We start from the raw sequence: 18,504 nt of genomic DNA, 5'->3' as shown, positions 1-18,504 counted from the left end.
TTATTTTTTTGTCAAACTATAGAGATCGTGTCTTCTGTCTTTGAGGATTTTCACGCTTCCGTGTTCGTGTAATTCTCTTAAAAGATTAATGTCAACATCAACTATTAAAGTCATCTCTGTATTAGGTGTCGCTTCGGCTTTGATTCCGTTACTAGGAAAAGCAAAATCTGAGGGTGTAAATACAGCTGCCTGTGCGTACTGAATGTCCATGTTGTTTACTTTTGGTAGATTCCCTACACAGCCTGCAATGGCTACATAACATTCGTTTTCAATCGCTCTTGCTTGTGCACAATGTTTGACACGTGTGTAACCGTTTTGAGTATCGGTAAGGAAAGGAACAAATAAAATATTCATACCTTCGTCTGCCATTAATCTTGAAAGCTCTGGGAACTCGACATCGTAACAAATTACAATTCCTATTTTTCCACAATCCGTGTCAAATGTTTGAATAACATCGCCTCCAGTAATTCCCCAATGGAAAACTTCATTAGGAGTAATATGGATCTTGCGATACATTTCATTAGTCCCATCACGTTTGCATAAAAAACCAACATTGTAAACATGTTCATTTTCGATAAAAGGCATACTACCGGTAATAATATTGATGTTATACGAAATTGCAAATTCTTGAAATTTCAATTTTACTGCTTCGGTATGTCGTGCTAGTTCGCGAATCGCTTCTGCTTCTGATAAATGATTGTAATCAGCCATCAACGGAGCGGTAAAAAACTCAGGAAATAATGCAAAATCACTTCCGTAACCCGAAACGGTGTCAATGAAAAATTCCGCTTGATCAAATAACGCTTCGAGATTAGCTAGTGAGCGCATTTGCCATTGGATTAATCCCAATCGAACCACGCTTTTGGTAGTGTTTATTAATTTGGGGCTGTCATCATAGTAAATGTTGTTCCATTCAAGAAGAACAGCATATTCAAGAGACTCTGTGTCTCCTACTAAATAGTTTTGAAGCACACGTACCTCATGGAAGTCGTTACTCAATTGAAAAGACAAAACGGGATCGTAGATCTCTTTTTTCTTTACTTTTTCTATGTAAACTTTAGGTGTGATTTCGTCTTTGTATTTTCCGTAGCTAGGTATTCTACCAGCAAAGATGATTGATTTTAGGTTTAATTGTTCGCACAATTCTTTTCTCACGTCGTATAAACGACGCCCTAAACGCAATCCGCGGTATTTTGGGTTAATAAAAACATCGATTCCGTACACTACTTCTCCGGCTGGATTGTGTGTTGAGAATTCAAAGTTTCCAGTTATTTCTTTGTATGTTTTGGTTTTAAACGCAAAGTCTTCGGTTACTAAAATGGATAAAGCCGAGCCAACCACAATACCGTCAACAACAATAACCAATTGTCCTGCGGGAAATTTATTTAGTAATACTTCTAATTGTTCTTCTTTCCAAAACGATTCAGCCATTTCTGGATAGGACTCAATCATTGATTTTTTTAATTCTTTGTAATCTTCTATTTTTAAATTTCTTAATTCAATAGACTGTATTGTGCTTGGCATATGTGTTTAATTTTTAACAAATATACGAAAAATATTATCCGTTTACAAACGTTTACAAATATTTACAACCGAAAGTAATTGAATACTAACCGAATAAGTTTGGGGTACTGTTTCATCTTTGCACTGTCGAATCAAACAAGGCTCGGCGCAGACTTTATACATAACGATAACTATTAAATTTTACACGCCATGAATGCATTAAGAAACAAAGTACAATTGATTGGACATTTAGGAAACGATCCAGAAATCAAAAACCTTGAAGGAGGAAAAAAATTAGCTCTTTTTACCTTAGCGACTAATGAGTCGTATAAAAACGACAAAGGTGAAAAAGTAGAAGAAACCCAATGGCATCGAGTAAAAGCATGGGGAAAGACTGCTGAAATTATCGAAAAGTATGTAACCAAAGGAAAAGAGATTGCTATCGAAGGAAAATTAACTCACAGGAGTTACGATGACAAGAATGGAGAAAAACGCTATGTTACCGAAGTAGTCGCCTCTGAGTTGCTGTTGCTAGGGAAGTAACGCGTAGCATTATGAAGTAGAAAAAAACCATTCGTTGATGCGAATGGTTTTTTTGTGGGTATCATTTTTACTCTTTTTATTGATTCATAAGGTCTTGAAAGCAATCGATAAATTGGCCTAAATGCAAGCCGTCAATTAAGCCATGATGCACATGAACCGACATCGACATGGTTTTCTTACCGTTTTCGTTGGTGGTCATTTTTCCAAAAGAAACTTTCGGGCAACTATCCGGAAAGCTATAACTTCGGGCATGTGACAATGAAGTGAAGTTAACCCAAGGAATGGCCGAAAAATGAATAACGTCATCTGTTTCAAAGGAACGGGTAAATAGACCCGGGGTTTGTTGAACCCTTGCTATTTCTGTCAAAGCGTTTTCTTTGAAAACAGCAAAGTCAGGACTGTATTCGATTAGTGAAAAGCCAAAAGAATCATCGTCGCGACCAATGGTGGCCGATGCGTTAATTTGGTCGTAAATTAGTATTTGATCGTCTAAAATTCGGTATTTAAATGGGGTGATGGTGTTTATGGCTACAACCGTTTTATGCAGGTAGTAGATAAAAAAAGAAGCGTCTAAGTCCTTAGCTGTTTGGTAGGCTTTGGCGCAGTCGATTTCAACTGTTGCGCCAAAGAATGGTTCTTCAAATTTTCTAAAAAAATGAAAATGTTCTTTTCGAGGCCAATTTTCAATGTCTAAAAATGTTTTCAAAATAAGCTTTTTTATTTTTCAAAAATACATTTTATTAATCGGACGGCAGAAATATTGGAACAAAAAAAAGCCCTAAAAGGATTTCCTTTTAGGGCTTTTTGAATTATGTAGTAGAAATTATTTTACTGTGTAAGTAACTTTTCTAACTAATCTTCTAGCAGATTCTGAGTTTACATCAACTGAGTTATCTTCACCAGCAGCGATCACGTTCAATCTTGAAGCAGCGATGTTAGCTTTAACTAATACGTCTTTTACAGTGTTAGCTCTTTTGTTAGATAATGCGTTGTTGAATGATGTACCACCAATTTCGTCAGCATGACCAGTAATGTCAATTGAAGCAGATGGGTTTTTTCTTAAGTAAGTTAAGATGAAATCAATTCCTTCAGCTGAAACTTCAGTTGGAGTAGATTTGTTGAAATCAAAGTAAGTAGCGATGTAACCACCGTTAATTAAACCTGTGATTAATTCGTTGTTTCCTAATACAGGAGATTTGTCAGCTGGGTTACCGTAGTTTTTAACGATATAGCTTTCAACATCATCAGGAACATTATTATTGTTAGCGTCAACTGATTTACCTTTAGTGTTAACCAAAGCATTTGCAGCAGAGTTAGGCTCTTGATCTAAATAATCAGCAACACCGTCATTGTCAGTATCAACCATTTTAGTTTCAATTGCAGCTACTCTAGATTCGATACCGTCTAAACGATTTCCATCAGAAACCCAGTCAGCATGTTTTTCGTTTTTACCTAAGTAAACAGTTACACCTACAGTTCCGTTAAAAAGGATTCCAGAGAAACCTCTTCCACCTGCAGCGCTTGCAGCATCAAAACTCATGTTTTGAGATGCGTTAAGGATAGTTGTGAAATCACCTGTTAAAGCAATTCTGTTTGTTAATTTGATTTGACCAGTAATACCAGCCATGAAGTTACCAATTTTGTCTTTAGCAGCAGAGTTTTGATCCTCTAATTGAGCTAATCCAAAACCAGCGTGTCCTAATAAACCAATAGTGTTTGTGAAAGATTCAAAGTTCATGATTCTTCCTAAGTTTGCAACTCCTTGTAAATCTACTCTGTAGTATCTTGTATCAAATGGAGCGCTTCCGCTTTTTTCAGTAAAACTGTTGTAACCAAAGTCAGCTTTTACCCCAAACTTATTGTTGAACATGTATCTTACTCCTAGGTCAGCAACAAAAGGACTTGGTGTAGCTGTAGCGTAACCAGCAGTCATTGGACGTTGTGTTTTATTCAAACCACCTGCTAATTCAACAGACCATTTGTTATAATCATTTTTTACGCTCGGTGCATTCTCTGTTTGAGCACTCATTGTTGTAATTGCAGATGCAAAAACAAAACTAAGTATTAATTTTTTCATTTTATTTTTTATTTAAATTCTACGCAAAAATACGATATAATGTTTAATAAGAAATTTCAAACGGTCAATTAGGTGAAAAATCATTTTTATTCTTAATAATTAATGTTTTTTTTATGACATCAATAATTTTAATGGTAATATTTTGAGGAATTTTGTGCTTAGGTGTTAATTTTTTGACCCTGATATTTAATTTTTTGGAAGAATATATTATTTTTTTTGTCTAAATTGTGTTTAAAACATCAGATATTTTAAAATGAGACCTAAAATTAGGGTGTTCTACCTTGTGATCTATTTTTTCGTGCGCCCAAGTAGTGTGAAATGGAATATGAACTGCGTGACCTCCAATCGCTAATACCGGTAAAACATCCGACTTAAGGGAATTGCCAATCATGAAGAATTCGGATGGTTTGATGTCTAAGCGTTTGATTAAATCAAGATAGTCGATTTCTTGCTTGTCTGACATGACTTCGATGTGATGAAAATACTTTCCTAAACCCGATTTGTGTAGCTTTCTACGTTGGTCTAGTAAATCTCCTTTTGTTGCAACAACTAATTTGTATTTACCATATAAGGCCTCTAGTGTTTGTTCGACTCCTTCGAGTAATTCAATTGGCTTTTCGGCCAACTCTTTTCCGAATTGAATTATTTTACTGATTGCTTCTACCGGAATGGTATTATTTGAAATAACCATAGCTGCTTCAATCATCGAAAGAATATAGCCTTTTATTCCGTAGCCATAAGTGGGTAAGTTATTGATTTGCGTTTTGAAAAGCTCTTGAGAGATGCTTTGCTTAGAATGATAATCACTCATTAGCGCACAGAATTTTTCTTCTGCTTCCGCAAAATAGGTTTCGTTGACAAATAAAGTATCGTCGGCATCAAAGGCTATTATTTTAAAATCGGTCATGTTTTTTGTTTTTAAAGAAACGCAGTTGTGGTTTTTTAGGGATGAACAAAGGCTCTTTTATAATGGTGTTATGTTGTCGGTTTTTGGGTAATAATGTTTTTTGTGTAAAAAGTGATTCGTATTCCTAATAATAATATCATTCCACCTATAACCATATTGAATGTTATTTTTTCATCTAGAAATACCCAGGCGAGAAGTGCGGTGATTACTGCTTGAGCGAGTAAGCTTAGTGAAACTCTGGTAGGGCGCATATGCTGCGTAGCATAACTAATGGATAACCATGCCATCAATTGGCAAACTACTGCTTGAAGTAATAATACAAACCAACCCATATCACTAAATCCTGAAAAGGGTTCATTCATTAGTAAACAAGCTATTGCTAAGTAGATTGATGATGCCAGTAAACTAATCATCATAAACGAAAGTACATCAATATGTGTCAATGCTTTTTTACTGACCAATAAATAAATCGAGTAAAATAGACCAGATAAGACGGCTAGTATAAAAGCATGGTCAAAGTTGAGTTCTAGGAAAAATTCGAAACCTACTAATAAGATCATTCCAAGTAAAGCAACGATCGTTCCGATCCAAAAATTAGTAGCGGGTTTAATTTTTAAAAACACATAAGAGATTACTCCCACCCACAACGGAGACAAATTAGTCAATAACGATGCTTGCGTAGCACTTGATTCTTGAATGGCAATATTCCAAACCGCAACATCTGAGGCAAATAATACCCCACATATAATGGCTAATAAAATGTATTTCTTTTGAGGGAGCTTAAACTTTTTAGTGATAAGCATATAAGGTAGCAGCAATGAGAAAGCGATTGCCATTCTATAAAACGCGGATATTAATCCCGGTGTAAGTCTCAGTTTTACTAAAATGGGAAAGATCGAAATACACAGTATCCCGAAAGCGAGTGCTAATCTTGGTTTTGTATTGGTCATTGCTTTTTGCTGTTCTCTATTATATACACGAATTTCACTAATTTACACAAATAAATTAGTGCAAATTAGTGAAATTCGTGCTGGTATATTTTTATTTTTTTTTAATTTATCGTTTCACCATTGGCAACACCGTCAGAACCTGTACTGAGTGAAGTCGAAGTGTCTGGATTAATAAAAACTAATTTCCCTTCGGCATTTGTAAACATCAAGATCATTCCCTGACTTTCTACACCGCGTAGTGCTCTAGGCGCTAGGTTTACTAATACAGTTACTCGCTTTCCTATGATGTCTTCCGGTTTAAAGCTCTCAGCAATTCCCGAAACTATCGTACGAACATCAATACCAGTGTCTACTTTTAGCACTAGTAATTTATTTGCTTTAGACATTTTTTCGGCCTCGATAATGGTTCCAACTCGCAAATCCATTTTGGCAAAGTCATCAAATTGAATCGCTTCTTTTTGCGGTTCAGCTTTTTTGTTTTCGGCGATATTAGCCGTTTTAGTTGCTTCCAATTTGTCAATTTGTTTCTGAATTTCTTCGTCTTCTATTTTTGCAAACAATAGTTCAGCTTCTCCTATTTGGTGACCCGCAACCAATAAATCTGAAGTTTCTGAAATGCTGTTCCAGTTCAACGGACTTTCGATTTTTAATATTCTCGATAATTTAGTTGCTGTAAAAGGTAAGAAAGGTTCGCAAAGTGCACTCAACGCGGCCGCAATTTGCAAAGCTACATACATTTGTGTTTGTACACGCTCTGGATTGTCTTTGATCACTTTCCAAGGCTCTTCATCGGCTAAATATTTATTTCCTAAACGCGCTACGTTCATCAATTCTCCTAACGCTTCTCTAAAACGGTAACGCTCCACAGAACTCGAAATTACAGCTGGATATGCTTTCAACTCTGTTAAAGTCGCTTCATCTACTTCTGATAATTCGTTTGGCGCAGGAACAATCCCGTTGTAATATTTATTAGTTAAAACTACCACGCGGTTAATGAAATTCCCGTAAATAGCTACTAATTCATTGTTATTTCTAGCTTGAAAATCTTTCCAAGTAAAGTCGTTGTCTTTTGTTTCGGGTGCGTTTGAGGTCAATGCATAGCGCAATACATCCTGCTGTCCTGGAAATTCTTCCAAATATTCGTGCAGCCAAACCGCCCAGTTTTTAGAAGTCGATAATTTATTTCCTTCTAAGTTTAAGAACTCATTTGCAGGCACGTTGTCTGGCAAAATGTAACTTCCTTCGGCTTTCAACATCGCCGGGAAAATTACACAGTGAAAAACAATATTGTCCTTGCCAATAAAGTGAACTAGCTTGGTATCTTGATCTTTCCAGTACGGTTCCCATTCTTTTCCTTCGCGTAAAGCCCATTCCTTAGTAGCTGAGATGTATCCAATAGGAGCGTCAAACCAAACATATAGTTTTTTTCCTTCGGCACCAGTCACAGGAACATCAATTCCCCAATCCAAGTCACGCGTAACCGCACGAGGTTCTAATCCGCCATCAATCCACGATTTTACTTGTCCGTAAACATTAGGTTTCCAGTCATTTTTATGTCCAACTAAGATCCATTCTTTCAAGAAATCTTCATAACGATCCAAAGGTAAAAACCAGTGTTTCGTTGATTTCATAATTGGAGTTTCACCAGTTATAGTCGATTTTGGGTTTATTAAATCTGTCGCATTCAAAGTAGATCCACATTTCTCACATTGATCACCATACGCTTCTTCGTTGCCACATTTAGGGCAAGTTCCTGTTACAAAACGGTCTGCCAAAAACTGATCTGCCTTTGCGTCATACAATTGTTCCGTTACTTGTTCTATAAAATCACCATTATCGTACAATTTTTTAAAAAAATCTTGAGCCGTATCATGATGAATTTTAGCCGAAGTTCTCGAGTAATTATCAAATGAGATTCCAAAATCAATAAATGATTTGCGAATAATACCATCGTATTTATCAATTACCTCTTGCGGACTAATTCCTTCTTTCTTGGCTTTCATCGAAATAGCCACACCGTGCTCGTCGCTTCCGCAAACAAACAAAACGTCTCTACCTTGCAATCTCAAGTAACGAGAATAAATATCGGATGGCACGTAAACACCCGCTAAATGGCCAATGTGAATGGGTCCGTTTGTATAAGGCAATGCCGCAGTAATCGTATATCTTTTTGGATTCTGTATCATGATTCAATTTTATTGGGTGCAAAAATAAGATATTTTATGATAGGACGTAGGGACAAGTCGCGACTTGTCCGTACTTGTGTGAAAAAAAATGTGATTTTTCAAATTATAATGATCGAGCTCCATATTAGAAATAAGATTTTTTATCGTAGGGTTGGGGGGGCAAGTCGCGACTTGTCCGTACGTAAATTATTCTTTTAGGTGAGAATGTTGATATATGTCAAAAATATATCTAGGTTCTAAAAATCAAATATTTAGTAGTTTTTTTTGTCAAATTCGCATTAATACTAAAATAAATTTTAATAGTAATTAATTAATATTATATTTGGTTCACCAATTTGGTTCACCAATTTATTGACGTACTAAAAAACCTCAAATTGGAATTAGCCATTTACGCTAAATCTAATGGCCGGAACAATAGCTTTTGCGCTTTGTGATCTGTTAAATTGATAATAGTTTAAAAAGATAAATCGAATATGAATAATGTAATCTTTATAATGGGTGTATCTGGCTGCGGAAAGAGCACGGTTGGACAATTGCTGTCTAAAAGGTTAAAAGTTACTTTTTTTGATGGTGATGATTTTCATCCGCAATCCAATGTTGACAAAATGAGTAATGGCGTGCCACTGAATGATGAAGACCGCTACGGCTGGTTGGTTACACTCAATAAATTGGCCAAAGAAACTCTAGAAAGTAACAGTTGTGTTATTGTTTGTTCGGCTTTAAAACAATCCTACAGAGACATTTTAAGTACTGATATTCAAAATCAAACAAAATGGATTCATTTGGCTGGAAGTTTTGACCAAATTTTAGATCGAATAAATAAAAGAGAGAACCATTATATGCAATCTGATTTATTGCAATCACAGTTTGATATTTTAGAAGAACCCTTAAATGCACTGGAAATTAAGATTGATTTAAAACCCGAAGATATTGTTGAAATAATAGCCAAGAAAATGGAAATGAAATCAGAATTTGGATTATTTGGATTGGGAGTAATGGGAAAGAGTTTGAGTAGAAACTTAGCTCAAAAAGGATTCAATATTTCTATATTTAATAGAGAAGTGGCTGGGGTCGAGGAATCAGTTGCTGCCAATTTCAAGAACGATCATGAGGAATTACAAACGGCAAAAGCTTTTTCTGATTTAGAAGCCTTTGCAAATTCCTTGCAAACCCCTAGAAGAATCATGCTTATGGTCAATGCAGGAAAAACTACTGATAGCGTTATTGCCGATTTGGTTCCGTTTTTAACTGATGGCGATATCTTGATTGATGGCGGAAACTCCAATTATTTAGACACAAAAGAACGTCACGATCTATTAAAAAATAAAAACATCCATTTTATTGGTGTTGGTGTTTCTGGTGGTGAAGAAGGCGCACTAAAAGGACCTTCGATTATGCCTGGTGGAAACAAAGAAATTTACAATTTGGTTCAACCTTATTTAGAAAAAATCGCAGCCAAAGATGCGAACGGCTTGCCTTGTTGTACCTATATAGGTGAAGAAGGTAGTGGTCATTTTGTAAAAATGGTTCATAATGGTGTAGAGTATGTAGAAATGCAATTGTTGGCCGAGGTCTACAGTATTTTTCATCGAATGGGAACTGCTCCTGATAAAATTGCCGACATTTTAGCATCTTGGCAACCTACAGCGAATAGTTATTTACTAGAAATCACGATTGCTATTCTTCGAAAAAAAGAAGGAGACGATTGGTTAGTCAATAAAATTGTCGACAAAGCAGGAAATAAGGGAACTGGAAACTGGGCAACCATTGCCACGGCCCAACTAGGAGTGCCAAGCAGTATGATTGCGACTGCATTATTTGCCCGTTTTAACTCGTTTTATAAAGAAGACCGAATTCAAGCAAGCATCAATTTTACTACTGAAAATCAGGAATTGGTTGTAGACCATCAAAAAGTTTTAGAAGCCTATCAGTTTGCTAGAATTGTAAATCATTATCAAGGATTTAAATTAATTGCTGATGCTGGGAAAGCGTATAAGTGGAATTTAAACTTAAGTGAAATAGCTAGAATCTGGACAAATGGCTGCATCATTCGATCGGACTTTATGGTGGAACTCATTGGGGTTTTAAAGGAAGAGGATGCTATTTTGAAACATAAAACCATTATTGATCAGGTCAAATTATTGAAACCATCGATAAACACAGTAGTTGCAAATTGTGTTTTAAATGAATTAGCAGCTCCCTGTTTGAGTGACGCTGTTAATTTTTTCAATGGATATACAACCGCAAATTCACCAGCAAATATCATACAAGCCCAACGCGATTATTTTGGCGCACATACCTATCAACGAACAGATGATGAGTCAGGAACATTTCATCATACGAATTGGTAACATTATTTTTAATTGAATTGTACCAAAAAGGTGCGCATTAAACACAACAGATTAATATGAAAAATTTACTTAGTCGTTTTTTAATAGCAATAGTCATTATCGTAGGGATGACTTCATGGAAAGCAAACAATAAGGAGTCTGATATTTTAGTTAAAAACGCTGCTGAATTTAACAAAGCCGTTGCCAACGCGAAACCAGGAGCTGTTATTGTACTAGCGAATGGCGTTTGGAAAAATACCGAACTTCTATTTGAAGGAAAAGGTACGGCGGCACAACCGATCACTTTAACGGTAGAAGAAGCTGGGAAAGTTACTTTGGAAGGTCGTTCCAATCTTCAAATTGCGGGAGAATATTTAATTGTAAAAGGTTTGGTTTTTAAAAACGGATACACACCATCCAACGAGGTGATTTCTTTTCGAAAAAATAAAAAGGAACTAGCTAATAATTGCCGTTTAACGGAGTGTGTAATCGATAATTATAACAATCCAGAACGCCAGTTGCAAGATTATTGGGTTGCTATTTATGGAAAAAACAATCGAATAGATCACAATCATATTGAAGGTAAAAAGAATTTAGGAGTAACCATGATTGTTGGTTTGGATACCAAAGGAAGTATCGAAAACAATCATAAAATAGACCACAACTATTTTGGGCCACGACCTACTTATGGAAATAATGGGGGCGAAACCTTAAGAATCGGTACAAGTCATAATGCATTGGAAAATTCTAAAACGGTGGTGGAGTCTAATTATTTTGACAGATGTGATGGTGAACATGAAATTATCTCCAATAAATCCTGTCAGAACACCTATAAATACAATATGTTTTTTGAATGTACAGGAACTTTAACCATCCGTCATGGTAATGAAACTTTGGTTGATGGTAATGTGTTTATTGGAAATGGTTTGGCAAGTACCGGTGGTGTTCGCGTAATCAATGAAGCGCAAACGGTCATCAATAATTACCATATAGGATTGGCGGGTTACCGATTTAGAGGTGCTTTTGTCATGATGAATGGGGTTCCAAATTCGCCACCAAATCGTTATGTGCCAGTGATAAAAGCGAAAGTAAACAACAATACTTTTGTTAATTGCGACTATATTCAGCTGTGTGCCGGTAGCGATGCCGAAAGAAGTATGCCGCCAAAAAACTCTGAAATGTCAGGGAATATATTTTACAATGATGTGCAGAAAGATATTTTTACGGCCTATGATGATATTAGCGGTATCACTTTTAAAGATAATATTTTAAGTAAAAACACCTCCACTACTTTCAAAAACGGTTTCACAACGGCCGACATGAAATTGGTAAAAAACAAGCAGGGGTTTTTAATTCCTGTTTCGAATAAAATTAAAACTAAAATCGAAATTAGTGCTCTTATTGCCACTAAAGACAATACGGGAACTACTTGGTACGCTAAAGCAGATAAAACCATCGCTTTAAATTCGGGAAAAACCATTGTTGCAAAACCAGGAATCAACACGGTATTTGATGCTGCTACAAATTCTCAGCCGGGTGATATTATTGAACTTCAATCGGGTGGGGAATATGTGTTTACCAAAGTGGTTGAGATCAAACATCCATTGACTTTTAAAACTTCGGGAGCAGAAAAAGCAACTATTTTATTCGAAAGAATGATGGCTTTCGAAATTCAAAATGGCGGAAGTATGTCCTTAGATAATTTAAAATTTGATGGAGCGAGTTCGCCAGATTATGCTGCAAATTCAGTGATTACTACCAGCAAGAATTCGATGATCGAAAACTATAAGTTGTTTATCGATAAATGTGTTTTCGAAAATTTGATCGTAAATCATTCTTTTGATGTGCTACGAGTGGCTAAGGGAACCTTTGCCGATACAATTAGTATTCAGAATTCAAAATTCAAGAATATTACTGGTCACATCGCCGCATTAGATACCGAAACCGATGATATTGGAGCTTATAATGTGGAGCATTTTATAATGAAAAACAATATCCTGAAAGACGTACAAGGTAGTGCTATACGAATTTACAGAGGAGGAACAGACGAAAGTACTTTTGGTCCTTTCTTAGATGTGGATCACAATGTTTTAGACCATGTAGGTTTTGGAACTAGAAATAAATATGGAGCGGCCATTTCTTTATACGGAGTCCAAGTTATTGCTATTGAAAATAATATTTTTAATAAAACCAAGCCGGTAAATATGCATTTAGTAGTAGGAGAGCCAGTAGTTAACATTCTAAATAATGATTTCTACGAGTCCGGTAAACTTGAAGTTACGGGAGATCAAAAATACACTGTAGAAAATCTTTGGGAATTGAAACCTTCATATGATAGTGAAACTTTTAAGTTATTGGATGATTCGCCACTAAAAGGCAAAGGAACTGATAAACTAGACTTAGGAATTATAGATCAAAAAAGCACTAAATAACTAAGTGATTTAGAAATAGCCAATTCATTAAAATAAAGCAGTTACCCAATGATTTTGTCGCTTCAATTTAATACTATTTTGTAGAATATGAACTTAGATATCCTTTCGAAAAACGAAAATTTAGAAATAACTGCGCGTGTTAATACCATCATTAGTCAAATCAATGAATTAATAAACAAGAAAAATTTACAACCAGGTGATCGATTGCCACCGGAGCGAGAATTAGCCGAGAAATTTGGAGTAAGCAGAAGAAGTATTCATACGGCCATTTTGAAATTAGAATCCTATGGAATCTTACAATCACTGCCTCAAAGCGGGACTTTTATTCCCAATATTGGTAGCATTGCTATGAACGGAATGATTGAAGATATTTTAAATCTTGGAGTACCCAGTTTTAAATCTTTAGTTGAAACTAGAATTGTATTAGAATTAAAAGCGGTGAAGTCGGCGGCAAAAAAACGCACAAACGAAGGCTTAGCAAATATTAAAAAAGCCTTGGATGCACATGAAAAAAAGATACTGTCTGGTGAAGATGCCGTGTAGGAAGATTTATTATTTCATTTGGCTATAGCCAAAGCCAGTGATAATATTACCATGAACCAAATTATGATTGCCATCACACCGCAAATTATTGTAGATTTTAAGAAGTACCATGTAGAATACAACCAGCTAGATGATTTGAGAATCAAGGAGCACACAGAAATCTACGAAGCCATTCGGGATCAAAATCCAAAATTGGCCAAAAAAAGAATGAAAGAACATTTCAAGTTACTATACGAGTACTGCGACATTAGTTAGCATTAAAAAGGAAGTCGAAATAATTAATGACTACGTAATCCCAATTCATCTTTAGAAACAGCTGTATAAAGTCTTCGCTTTTTTGTCAGGTTGAGCGAGTCGAAACCCTTCAATTCTAGAAAATAGTAAATTAAAAACATCTCGACTGCGCTCGATTTGACAACCTAATGTAAGCAGTGTTTTTAATGCTAAAATGATTAGGAATAAACCGAAAATTATCAAATAATAGAAATAAAATCATGAATAACAATACAAAATTAACCGGAAAAAATATCCTCATCACTGCTGGTGCGCAGGGTATCGGTGAAACAATAACGAGACACTTTATAGATAGCGGTGCCAATGTTGCCATACATTATTTTTCTAGTGCAGCGACCGCAAACGAATTGGTGGAATATGCAAGTAGCAAAGGGCAAAAAGCCTTGGCAATAGCAGGTGATTTAACCCAAGAAGCCGATGCAAATGAATTAATTGAAAAAACAGTAAATGCTTTAGGAAGTCTAGATGTCCTAATTAACAATGCAGGTTCGCTAGTTGCCCGAAAAATGCTGAACGAAATGGAAATAGAGTTCTGGCATAAAGTCATGGATATCAACCTTACGTCCATGATGTTGGTCACACGTGCGGCAGCGCCTTATCTCGCCAAAAACAGCAATAGCAGTATTGTGAATCTGGCGTCACTTGCAGGGCGTAAAGGCGGTCATCCGGGCTCACTGGTATATTCAACAAGCAAAGGAGCGATTTTAACTTTTACAAGAGCACTTGCATCAGAATTAGGACCTCAAGGCACTCGTGTGAATGCTGTTGCTCCAGGACTTATTCTGGGTACTTCTTTTCATAATACACATACAACGGCAGAGTCCGCAGCTGCTACAGTCGCAGGCATTCCTATCCAGCGAGCAGGTAATGCTGATGATGTAGCGCGAGCAGTTGTATACCTAGCGTCCGAGTATGACGGTTTTATAACTGGGGCTACTCTGGATATTAATGGCGGAGTCTATAATATGTAGTTCTTTGTTAAATGGCATGCCAATAACCAGTTAAATAACCCGTTGGGTGTAATTAATAAAAATTTTAATTAACCATTTAATAAAAATTTAACCACATAGAAACATAGGAAAAAGTGTAGGATAGTCCAATTCTTGGTTTCACATAGCTCTGTTTTCTTTAAATAAAGTGAAACATCTATTAAAATTTATGTTTCTATGTGGTTAAAAAATTAAACAAATTGAATTACAGCCAACGGGTTAGTTAAAATAATAATTTTCAAAACCATCATTATGTTAAAGACCGCAGTAATACACCCAACTATATTAGAAGCTTTGGCGCGTTCTGGGCACTTTGCCCAAGTAGTTATTGCAGATGGTAATTTACCTGTGGGTGCCATGACAGGCCCCAATTCTACTACAGTACATCTCAATTTTCGACCAGGATTATTAGACGCAGTTACGGTCTTGGAAGGATTATTAGAAGTCTGTCCTTTTCAAGGGGCAATCGTTATGGAGAAACCTGCCGAAGCCAATGCCGACATACACCTTGCTTACAAAAACTTGCTCGGAGACGTCAGTTGGGACGAGATGGAACGCTGGGCTTTCTATGACAAAATCAGAGAACCATCTACGACATTAATTATTCAAACTGGAGAACAACGTCGCTTTGCCAATTTAATTCTTATAGTAGGTGTTGTAAAAATGGCCGAAGAAAGTAGTTTTTGAGCAGGCGACCAAGATAAGAGTAGCAGTAAACTAATAATTTAATTATGCCCAAAGGGTCAAACATACAATATGAAAAATTCTAAATTTTATCCTTGGGTTCTTGTCGCTTTACTTTGGGTGGTTGCCTTATTAAATTATATGGACAGGCAAATGCTGGCTACAATGAAACCAGCTATGATGGTCGATTTCGCAGAATTAGAAACCGCCGAAAACTTTGGTAGATTGATGGCGGTTTTCATGTGGGTGTACGCCTTTATGAGTCCCGTATCAGGTCTTATTGCTGATAGATTGAATAGAAAATGGCTCATTGTCATCAGTTTATTTGTATGGTCCTCGGTCACTATTGCCATGGGGTATGCCGAAACTTTTCAACAACTCTACTGGCTTCGTGCCATAATGGGAGTCAGTGAAGCCATGTATATTCCGGCTGCTCTGTCATTAATAGCCGACTTTCATTCGAATAAAACAAGGTCACTTGCCATCGGGATTCACCTTACTGGTTTGTTCATGGGGCAAGCGCTAGGTGGGTTCGGCGCTAGTATTGCAGCGCATTGGAACTGGAAGTTTACCTTTCAGTTATTTGGCCTCATAGGAGTAGTATATTCCTTTGTATTGATCTTATTTTTAAGAGAATTCAAACGTTCCAAAGCCGAACTTGCAAAAGATAAAATTGTAGAAAAGAAGGTGCCAATAATGAAAGTCTTTAGCGTCTTGTTTAGCAACATTTCCTATTGGATCATCTTATTTTATTTTGCCGTTCCATTTTTACCAGGTTGGGGAACAAAAAACTGGTTGCCAACACTTTTTGCTAGTACACTGCACATTGATATGGCCCAAGCCGGTCCACTATCGACGATTACTACAGCCGTTTCATCTTTGTTTGGTGTTATAATTGGTGGAATTCTATCCGACAAATGGGCACGAAAACACCTCAGAGGGCGAATTTACACTTCTTCTTTAGGCCTGGCCTTGACTATTCCTGCCTTGCTATTGCTTGGTTTCGGACACTCGTTAACTCATATTATAATGGCTGCTTGTTGCTTTGGTTTCGGTTTCGGAATGTTTGATGTCAATAACATGCCTATTCTTTGTCAGTTTGTTGCGCCAAAACACCGCGCAACCGCTTTTGGATTTATGAATTTAACCGGAATTCTAGCAGGTGCTTTTATCACTGATTTATTAGGAAAATCAGCAGACGAAGGCCATCTTGGTCATGACTTTGGCATTATGGCGGGCGCTGTTTTAGTGGCTCTAGTGGTTCAACTTACTTTCCTTAGACCTACTGTTGCTGATTTTGTTGAAGAAGATTAAACTTTTTAGGAGCTATTTCCCGCTATCCATTACAATCTTTTACTTTAAAAAAAAAGTAAAAGGATTTTCACTGCTATCGGGGCTAGGGAATATGGGGTTGTAGTAGTAAGTTTGGAATTATTTCACATTCTTTCAATTCGTAAGTGAAACGTTATGACTATGTTTCTAGACTAATTAGCTAAATAAATTATTTTAACCTTCCATGCCTTCAATCTCCAGTTTTAACTTCTCTAAATGACGTTTAATTATTGCCCAAACAATGGAATTGTCAATACTGTCATAAGCATGAACTAGCCGATTGCGAAAACCAATAATCTGTTTGTCATTTTCAATTGTAATTCCAGATTCAGTTTGTCTAAGTTTATTTAAAGCTTCTCCAATAATGACCAACTGTCTTTCAACAGCACTTTGGGTTTTTAAGTCTTTTTCGTAACTATTGAAGTCCGTAACGTCAATACTAAATAGGCGAATTAAGTCTATTGCCCTCAAGACATCAGAAACATACTTTTTGCTCTTTTCCGTCATAAAGTAAAATTTTGGTACTGTCTATATTTTTTCTAAGAATTGGATTTTTGATAGAAGAGAGCGTTAGTAAGTCCACTTTTCGTTGGAAAAAGTCTTCGAGTTTATCCCAAATATCCATTAAATTTTCGCCTCGTTCGATAGGATCTTCCGTGTCAATTTCGATTAATAAATCAATATCGCTAGACTCCTCATTGAAATTTTCAGTCACCGCAGAACCAAAAGCATAGATGTTTTTGACTTTATGACTTTTGCATAAGGTCAAAAATTCCACTAGTTTGGTTTGTATGGACTCTTTCATTTTCATACTGCTAAGATAGGTTATTTTTAGAAAAGTAACATTTTCTGGGGTGATGCAAATGATAGTATGCTTTTTAGTTAATGATTTGATTTCTTTATCTTTGCAACTCGACAACTAACGAATCCTATCACCATGGCAAAAGGACCCGAAAAAAATACCAAAAACAAAGCATTACACACCAAATTGCTCAATAAGAAAAAAGCAAAATTGCAAGCTGATAAAAAAGCATCTGCTTTAAGATTGAAAGCTTTGGTGGCTAAAGTTAATGCGCAAAAGAAAGCTAATGATGATTCTGTAAACGGATAAGTACTATAGTTTATCCAAATTATATTTTACGCTTTATCATATAGCTATTTAGTCGTTTTGTACGCTGTTACAATATCAGTTTTTTGGATTTTTATATTTCTTTATAATATCCTTGATGACATCTGAAGTTAACTCAAACCCTTTTAGTAGCGGGTCGCCTTCCCATCGGACAATGCCGTAGGGATCAATGATTATACAATGAGGTAGTGCTTTTAGTTTTAATAATTTATTTGATTTCCTTCTGCTATCGATCGCGCTGTAATATTCAATTTTAGGCTCTATTAGTTTATCCACTTTCCTTTTAGATTCATCGCTTATACCTATTATGATTAAGTCGTTTTCAAACTCTGTTTTAAATTGGTTTAATTGGGGTATGACTAAATTGTAAGTAGTACACCAAGTTGCCCAAAAATCAATTAGTACAAATTTTCCTTTGGTGTCTGGTATATCCGAAATCCATTTTTCTACCACTAATACCGGTGCTTTTTTATTTAAGATTGATTCTGCGTACATTTCTTTTTCTTGTGAAAACGAATGTAATGGAAGCAAAAACAATAGTAGTAACAACAACTTTCTCATCATTGATTTTTATAGTATGATCAAATATATTCTTTTTTTTATGA

Annotated in this window: 17 protein-coding genes and 1 pseudogene; 9 read left to right on the top strand and 9 right to left on the bottom strand. The window is 36.0% G+C overall.

From position 1 onward, the window contains the following. A complete protein-coding gene (locus H8R24_RS06035; RefSeq protein ID WP_187017661.1) occupies positions 1-1,524 on the bottom strand; it encodes a carbon-nitrogen hydrolase family protein in 1,524 nt (507 codons plus the stop codon). 189 nt (positions 1,525-1,713) lie between these two features. On the opposite strand from H8R24_RS06035, the gene H8R24_RS06030 reads away from it, so the two are divergent. Next, entirely contained in the window at positions 1,714-2,046 is a 333-nt protein-coding gene (locus H8R24_RS06030; protein ID WP_187017660.1) for a single-stranded DNA-binding protein, read from the top strand. Positions 2,047-2,122: 76 nt separating this feature from the next. Here H8R24_RS06030 and H8R24_RS06025 read toward each other — a convergent pair whose 3' ends face one another. The 5 genes from H8R24_RS06025 to metG all read right to left on the bottom strand — a co-directional run bounded on the left by H8R24_RS06025 (position 2,123) and on the right by metG (position 8,166). Then, the gene (locus H8R24_RS06025; protein WP_187017659.1) at positions 2,123-2,752 is read right to left on the bottom strand and encodes a chloramphenicol acetyltransferase; all 630 of its coding nucleotides are present in this window, start codon (positions 2,750-2,752) and stop codon (positions 2,123-2,125) included. Between the two features lie 117 nt (positions 2,753-2,869). Then, positions 2,870-4,123 (bottom strand): OmpA family protein, encoded by a 1,254-nt coding sequence (locus tag H8R24_RS06020; RefSeq protein ID WP_187017658.1) that lies wholly within the window; start codon positions 4,121-4,123, stop codon positions 2,870-2,872. A gap of 220 nt (positions 4,124-4,343) precedes the next feature. Further along, positions 4,344-5,030 carry an HAD family hydrolase gene (locus tag H8R24_RS06015; protein ID WP_187017657.1) on the bottom strand — a complete coding sequence of 229 codons (687 nt, stop codon included), beginning with the start codon at positions 5,028-5,030 and terminating at the stop codon, positions 4,344-4,346. 68 nt (positions 5,031-5,098) lie between these two features. Further along, complete coding sequence (locus H8R24_RS06010) at positions 5,099-5,980, bottom strand: DMT family transporter (protein WP_187017656.1); 882 nt, start codon at positions 5,978-5,980, stop codon at positions 5,099-5,101. Positions 5,981-6,081: 101 nt separating this feature from the next. Next, a complete protein-coding gene (gene metG, locus H8R24_RS06005) occupies positions 6,082-8,166 on the bottom strand; it encodes a methionine--tRNA ligase (RefSeq protein WP_187017655.1) in 2,085 nt (694 codons plus the stop codon). A 473-nt stretch (positions 8,167-8,639) separates the two neighbouring features. Between metG and gndA the strand changes: the two genes are divergently transcribed. The 7 genes and pseudogenes from gndA (at position 8,640) to H8R24_RS05975 (ending at position 16,752) form a co-directional block, all read left to right on the top strand. Next, the gene (gene gndA / locus H8R24_RS06000; protein ID WP_187017654.1) at positions 8,640-10,517 is read left to right on the top strand and encodes an NADP-dependent phosphogluconate dehydrogenase; all 1,878 of its coding nucleotides are present in this window, start codon (positions 8,640-8,642) and stop codon (positions 10,515-10,517) included. Positions 10,518-10,573: 56 nt separating this feature from the next. Then, on the top strand, positions 10,574-12,928 hold the full coding sequence (locus H8R24_RS05995) for a polysaccharide lyase 6 family protein (RefSeq protein ID WP_187017653.1): 2,355 nt from the start codon (positions 10,574-10,576) through the stop codon (positions 12,926-12,928). An 87-nt stretch (positions 12,929-13,015) separates the two neighbouring features. Continuing rightward, entirely contained in the window at positions 13,016-13,471 is a 456-nt protein-coding gene (locus tag H8R24_RS18350) for a FadR/GntR family transcriptional regulator (RefSeq protein ID WP_317172567.1), read from the top strand. Positions 13,472-13,486: 15 nt separating this feature from the next. Then, a pseudogene (locus tag H8R24_RS18345) lies at positions 13,487-13,726 on the top strand (FCD domain-containing protein); the annotation flags it as partial. Between the two features lie 239 nt (positions 13,727-13,965). Continuing rightward, entirely contained in the window at positions 13,966-14,736 is a 771-nt protein-coding gene (locus tag H8R24_RS05985; protein WP_187017652.1) for an SDR family NAD(P)-dependent oxidoreductase, read from the top strand. A 270-nt stretch (positions 14,737-15,006) separates the two neighbouring features. Continuing rightward, on the top strand, positions 15,007-15,441 hold the full coding sequence (locus tag H8R24_RS05980) for an RbsD/FucU domain-containing protein (RefSeq protein ID WP_187017651.1): 435 nt from the start codon (positions 15,007-15,009) through the stop codon (positions 15,439-15,441). Between the two features lie 69 nt (positions 15,442-15,510). Then, entirely contained in the window at positions 15,511-16,752 is a 1,242-nt protein-coding gene (locus H8R24_RS05975; RefSeq protein ID WP_187017650.1) for an MFS transporter, read from the top strand. A 192-nt stretch (positions 16,753-16,944) separates the two neighbouring features. Here the strand turns inward: H8R24_RS05975 and H8R24_RS05970 are convergent, their stop codons facing one another. Next, positions 16,945-17,277: a HepT-like ribonuclease domain-containing protein gene (locus H8R24_RS05970; RefSeq protein ID WP_187017649.1), complete on the bottom strand. Its 333-nt coding sequence runs from the start codon at positions 17,275-17,277 to the stop codon at positions 16,945-16,947. Then, on the bottom strand, positions 17,246-17,575 hold the full coding sequence (locus tag H8R24_RS05965) for a nucleotidyltransferase family protein (RefSeq protein ID WP_222617368.1): 330 nt from the start codon (positions 17,573-17,575) through the stop codon (positions 17,246-17,248). The genes H8R24_RS05970 and H8R24_RS05965 overlap by 32 nt, the downstream gene beginning before the upstream one ends. Before the next feature lie 132 nt (positions 17,576-17,707). Between H8R24_RS05965 and H8R24_RS05960 the strand changes: the two genes are divergently transcribed. After that, complete coding sequence (locus H8R24_RS05960; protein WP_187017647.1) at positions 17,708-17,881, top strand: hypothetical protein; 174 nt, start codon at positions 17,708-17,710, stop codon at positions 17,879-17,881. 75 nt (positions 17,882-17,956) lie between these two features. Here the strand turns inward: H8R24_RS05960 and H8R24_RS05955 are convergent, their stop codons facing one another. Then, positions 17,957-18,394, bottom strand: a complete 438-nt coding sequence (locus tag H8R24_RS05955; protein WP_225876775.1) for a TlpA family protein disulfide reductase — start codon at positions 18,392-18,394, stop codon at positions 17,957-17,959. Positions 18,395-18,504: the final 110 nt, after the last annotated feature.

The organism is Flavobacterium muglaense (assembly GCF_014305155.1).
GTDB lineage: Bacteria > Bacteroidota > Bacteroidia > Flavobacteriales > Flavobacteriaceae > Flavobacterium > Flavobacterium muglaense.
The sequence above is the reverse complement of the archived record's forward strand: the minus strand, read 5'-3'. Positions and strand labels throughout refer to the sequence as shown.

Bases quoted from the DNA above. Each gene is read 5' to 3' on its own strand.
- H8R24_RS05995 (WP_187017653.1), top strand. From the start codon at position 10,574: ATGAAAAATTTACTTAGTCGTTTTTTAATAGCAATAGTCATTATCGTA.
- H8R24_RS06035 (WP_187017661.1), bottom strand. From the start codon at position 1,524: ATGCCAAGCACAATACAGTCTATTGAATTAAGAAATTTAAAAATAGAA.
- H8R24_RS06020 (WP_187017658.1), bottom strand. From the start codon at position 4,123: ATGAAAAAATTAATACTTAGTTTTGTTTTTGCATCTGCAATTACAACA.
- H8R24_RS05985 (WP_187017652.1), top strand. From the start codon at position 13,966: ATGAATAACAATACAAAATTAACCGGAAAAAATATCCTCATCACTGCT.
- H8R24_RS06010 (WP_187017656.1), bottom strand. From the start codon at position 5,980: ATGACCAATACAAAACCAAGATTAGCACTCGCTTTCGGGATACTGTGT.
- H8R24_RS06015 (WP_187017657.1), bottom strand. From the start codon at position 5,030: ATGACCGATTTTAAAATAATAGCCTTTGATGCCGACGATACTTTATTT.
- H8R24_RS05955 (WP_225876775.1), bottom strand. From the start codon at position 18,394: ATGTACGCAGAATCAATCTTAAATAAAAAAGCACCGGTATTAGTGGTA.
- H8R24_RS06030 (WP_187017660.1), top strand. From the start codon at position 1,714: ATGAATGCATTAAGAAACAAAGTACAATTGATTGGACATTTAGGAAAC.
- H8R24_RS05980 (WP_187017651.1), top strand. From the start codon at position 15,007: ATGTTAAAGACCGCAGTAATACACCCAACTATATTAGAAGCTTTGGCG.
- H8R24_RS05970 (WP_187017649.1), bottom strand. From the start codon at position 17,277: ATGACGGAAAAGAGCAAAAAGTATGTTTCTGATGTCTTGAGGGCAATA.
- H8R24_RS05960 (WP_187017647.1), top strand. From the start codon at position 17,708: ATGGCAAAAGGACCCGAAAAAAATACCAAAAACAAAGCATTACACACC.
- metG (WP_187017655.1), bottom strand. From the start codon at position 8,166: ATGATACAGAATCCAAAAAGATATACGATTACTGCGGCATTGCCTTAT.
- H8R24_RS18350 (WP_317172567.1), top strand. From the start codon at position 13,016: ATGAACTTAGATATCCTTTCGAAAAACGAAAATTTAGAAATAACTGCG.
- gndA (WP_187017654.1), top strand. From the start codon at position 8,640: ATGAATAATGTAATCTTTATAATGGGTGTATCTGGCTGCGGAAAGAGC.
- H8R24_RS05975 (WP_187017650.1), top strand. From the start codon at position 15,511: ATGAAAAATTCTAAATTTTATCCTTGGGTTCTTGTCGCTTTACTTTGG.
- H8R24_RS05965 (WP_222617368.1), bottom strand. From the start codon at position 17,575: ATGAAAGAGTCCATACAAACCAAACTAGTGGAATTTTTGACCTTATGC.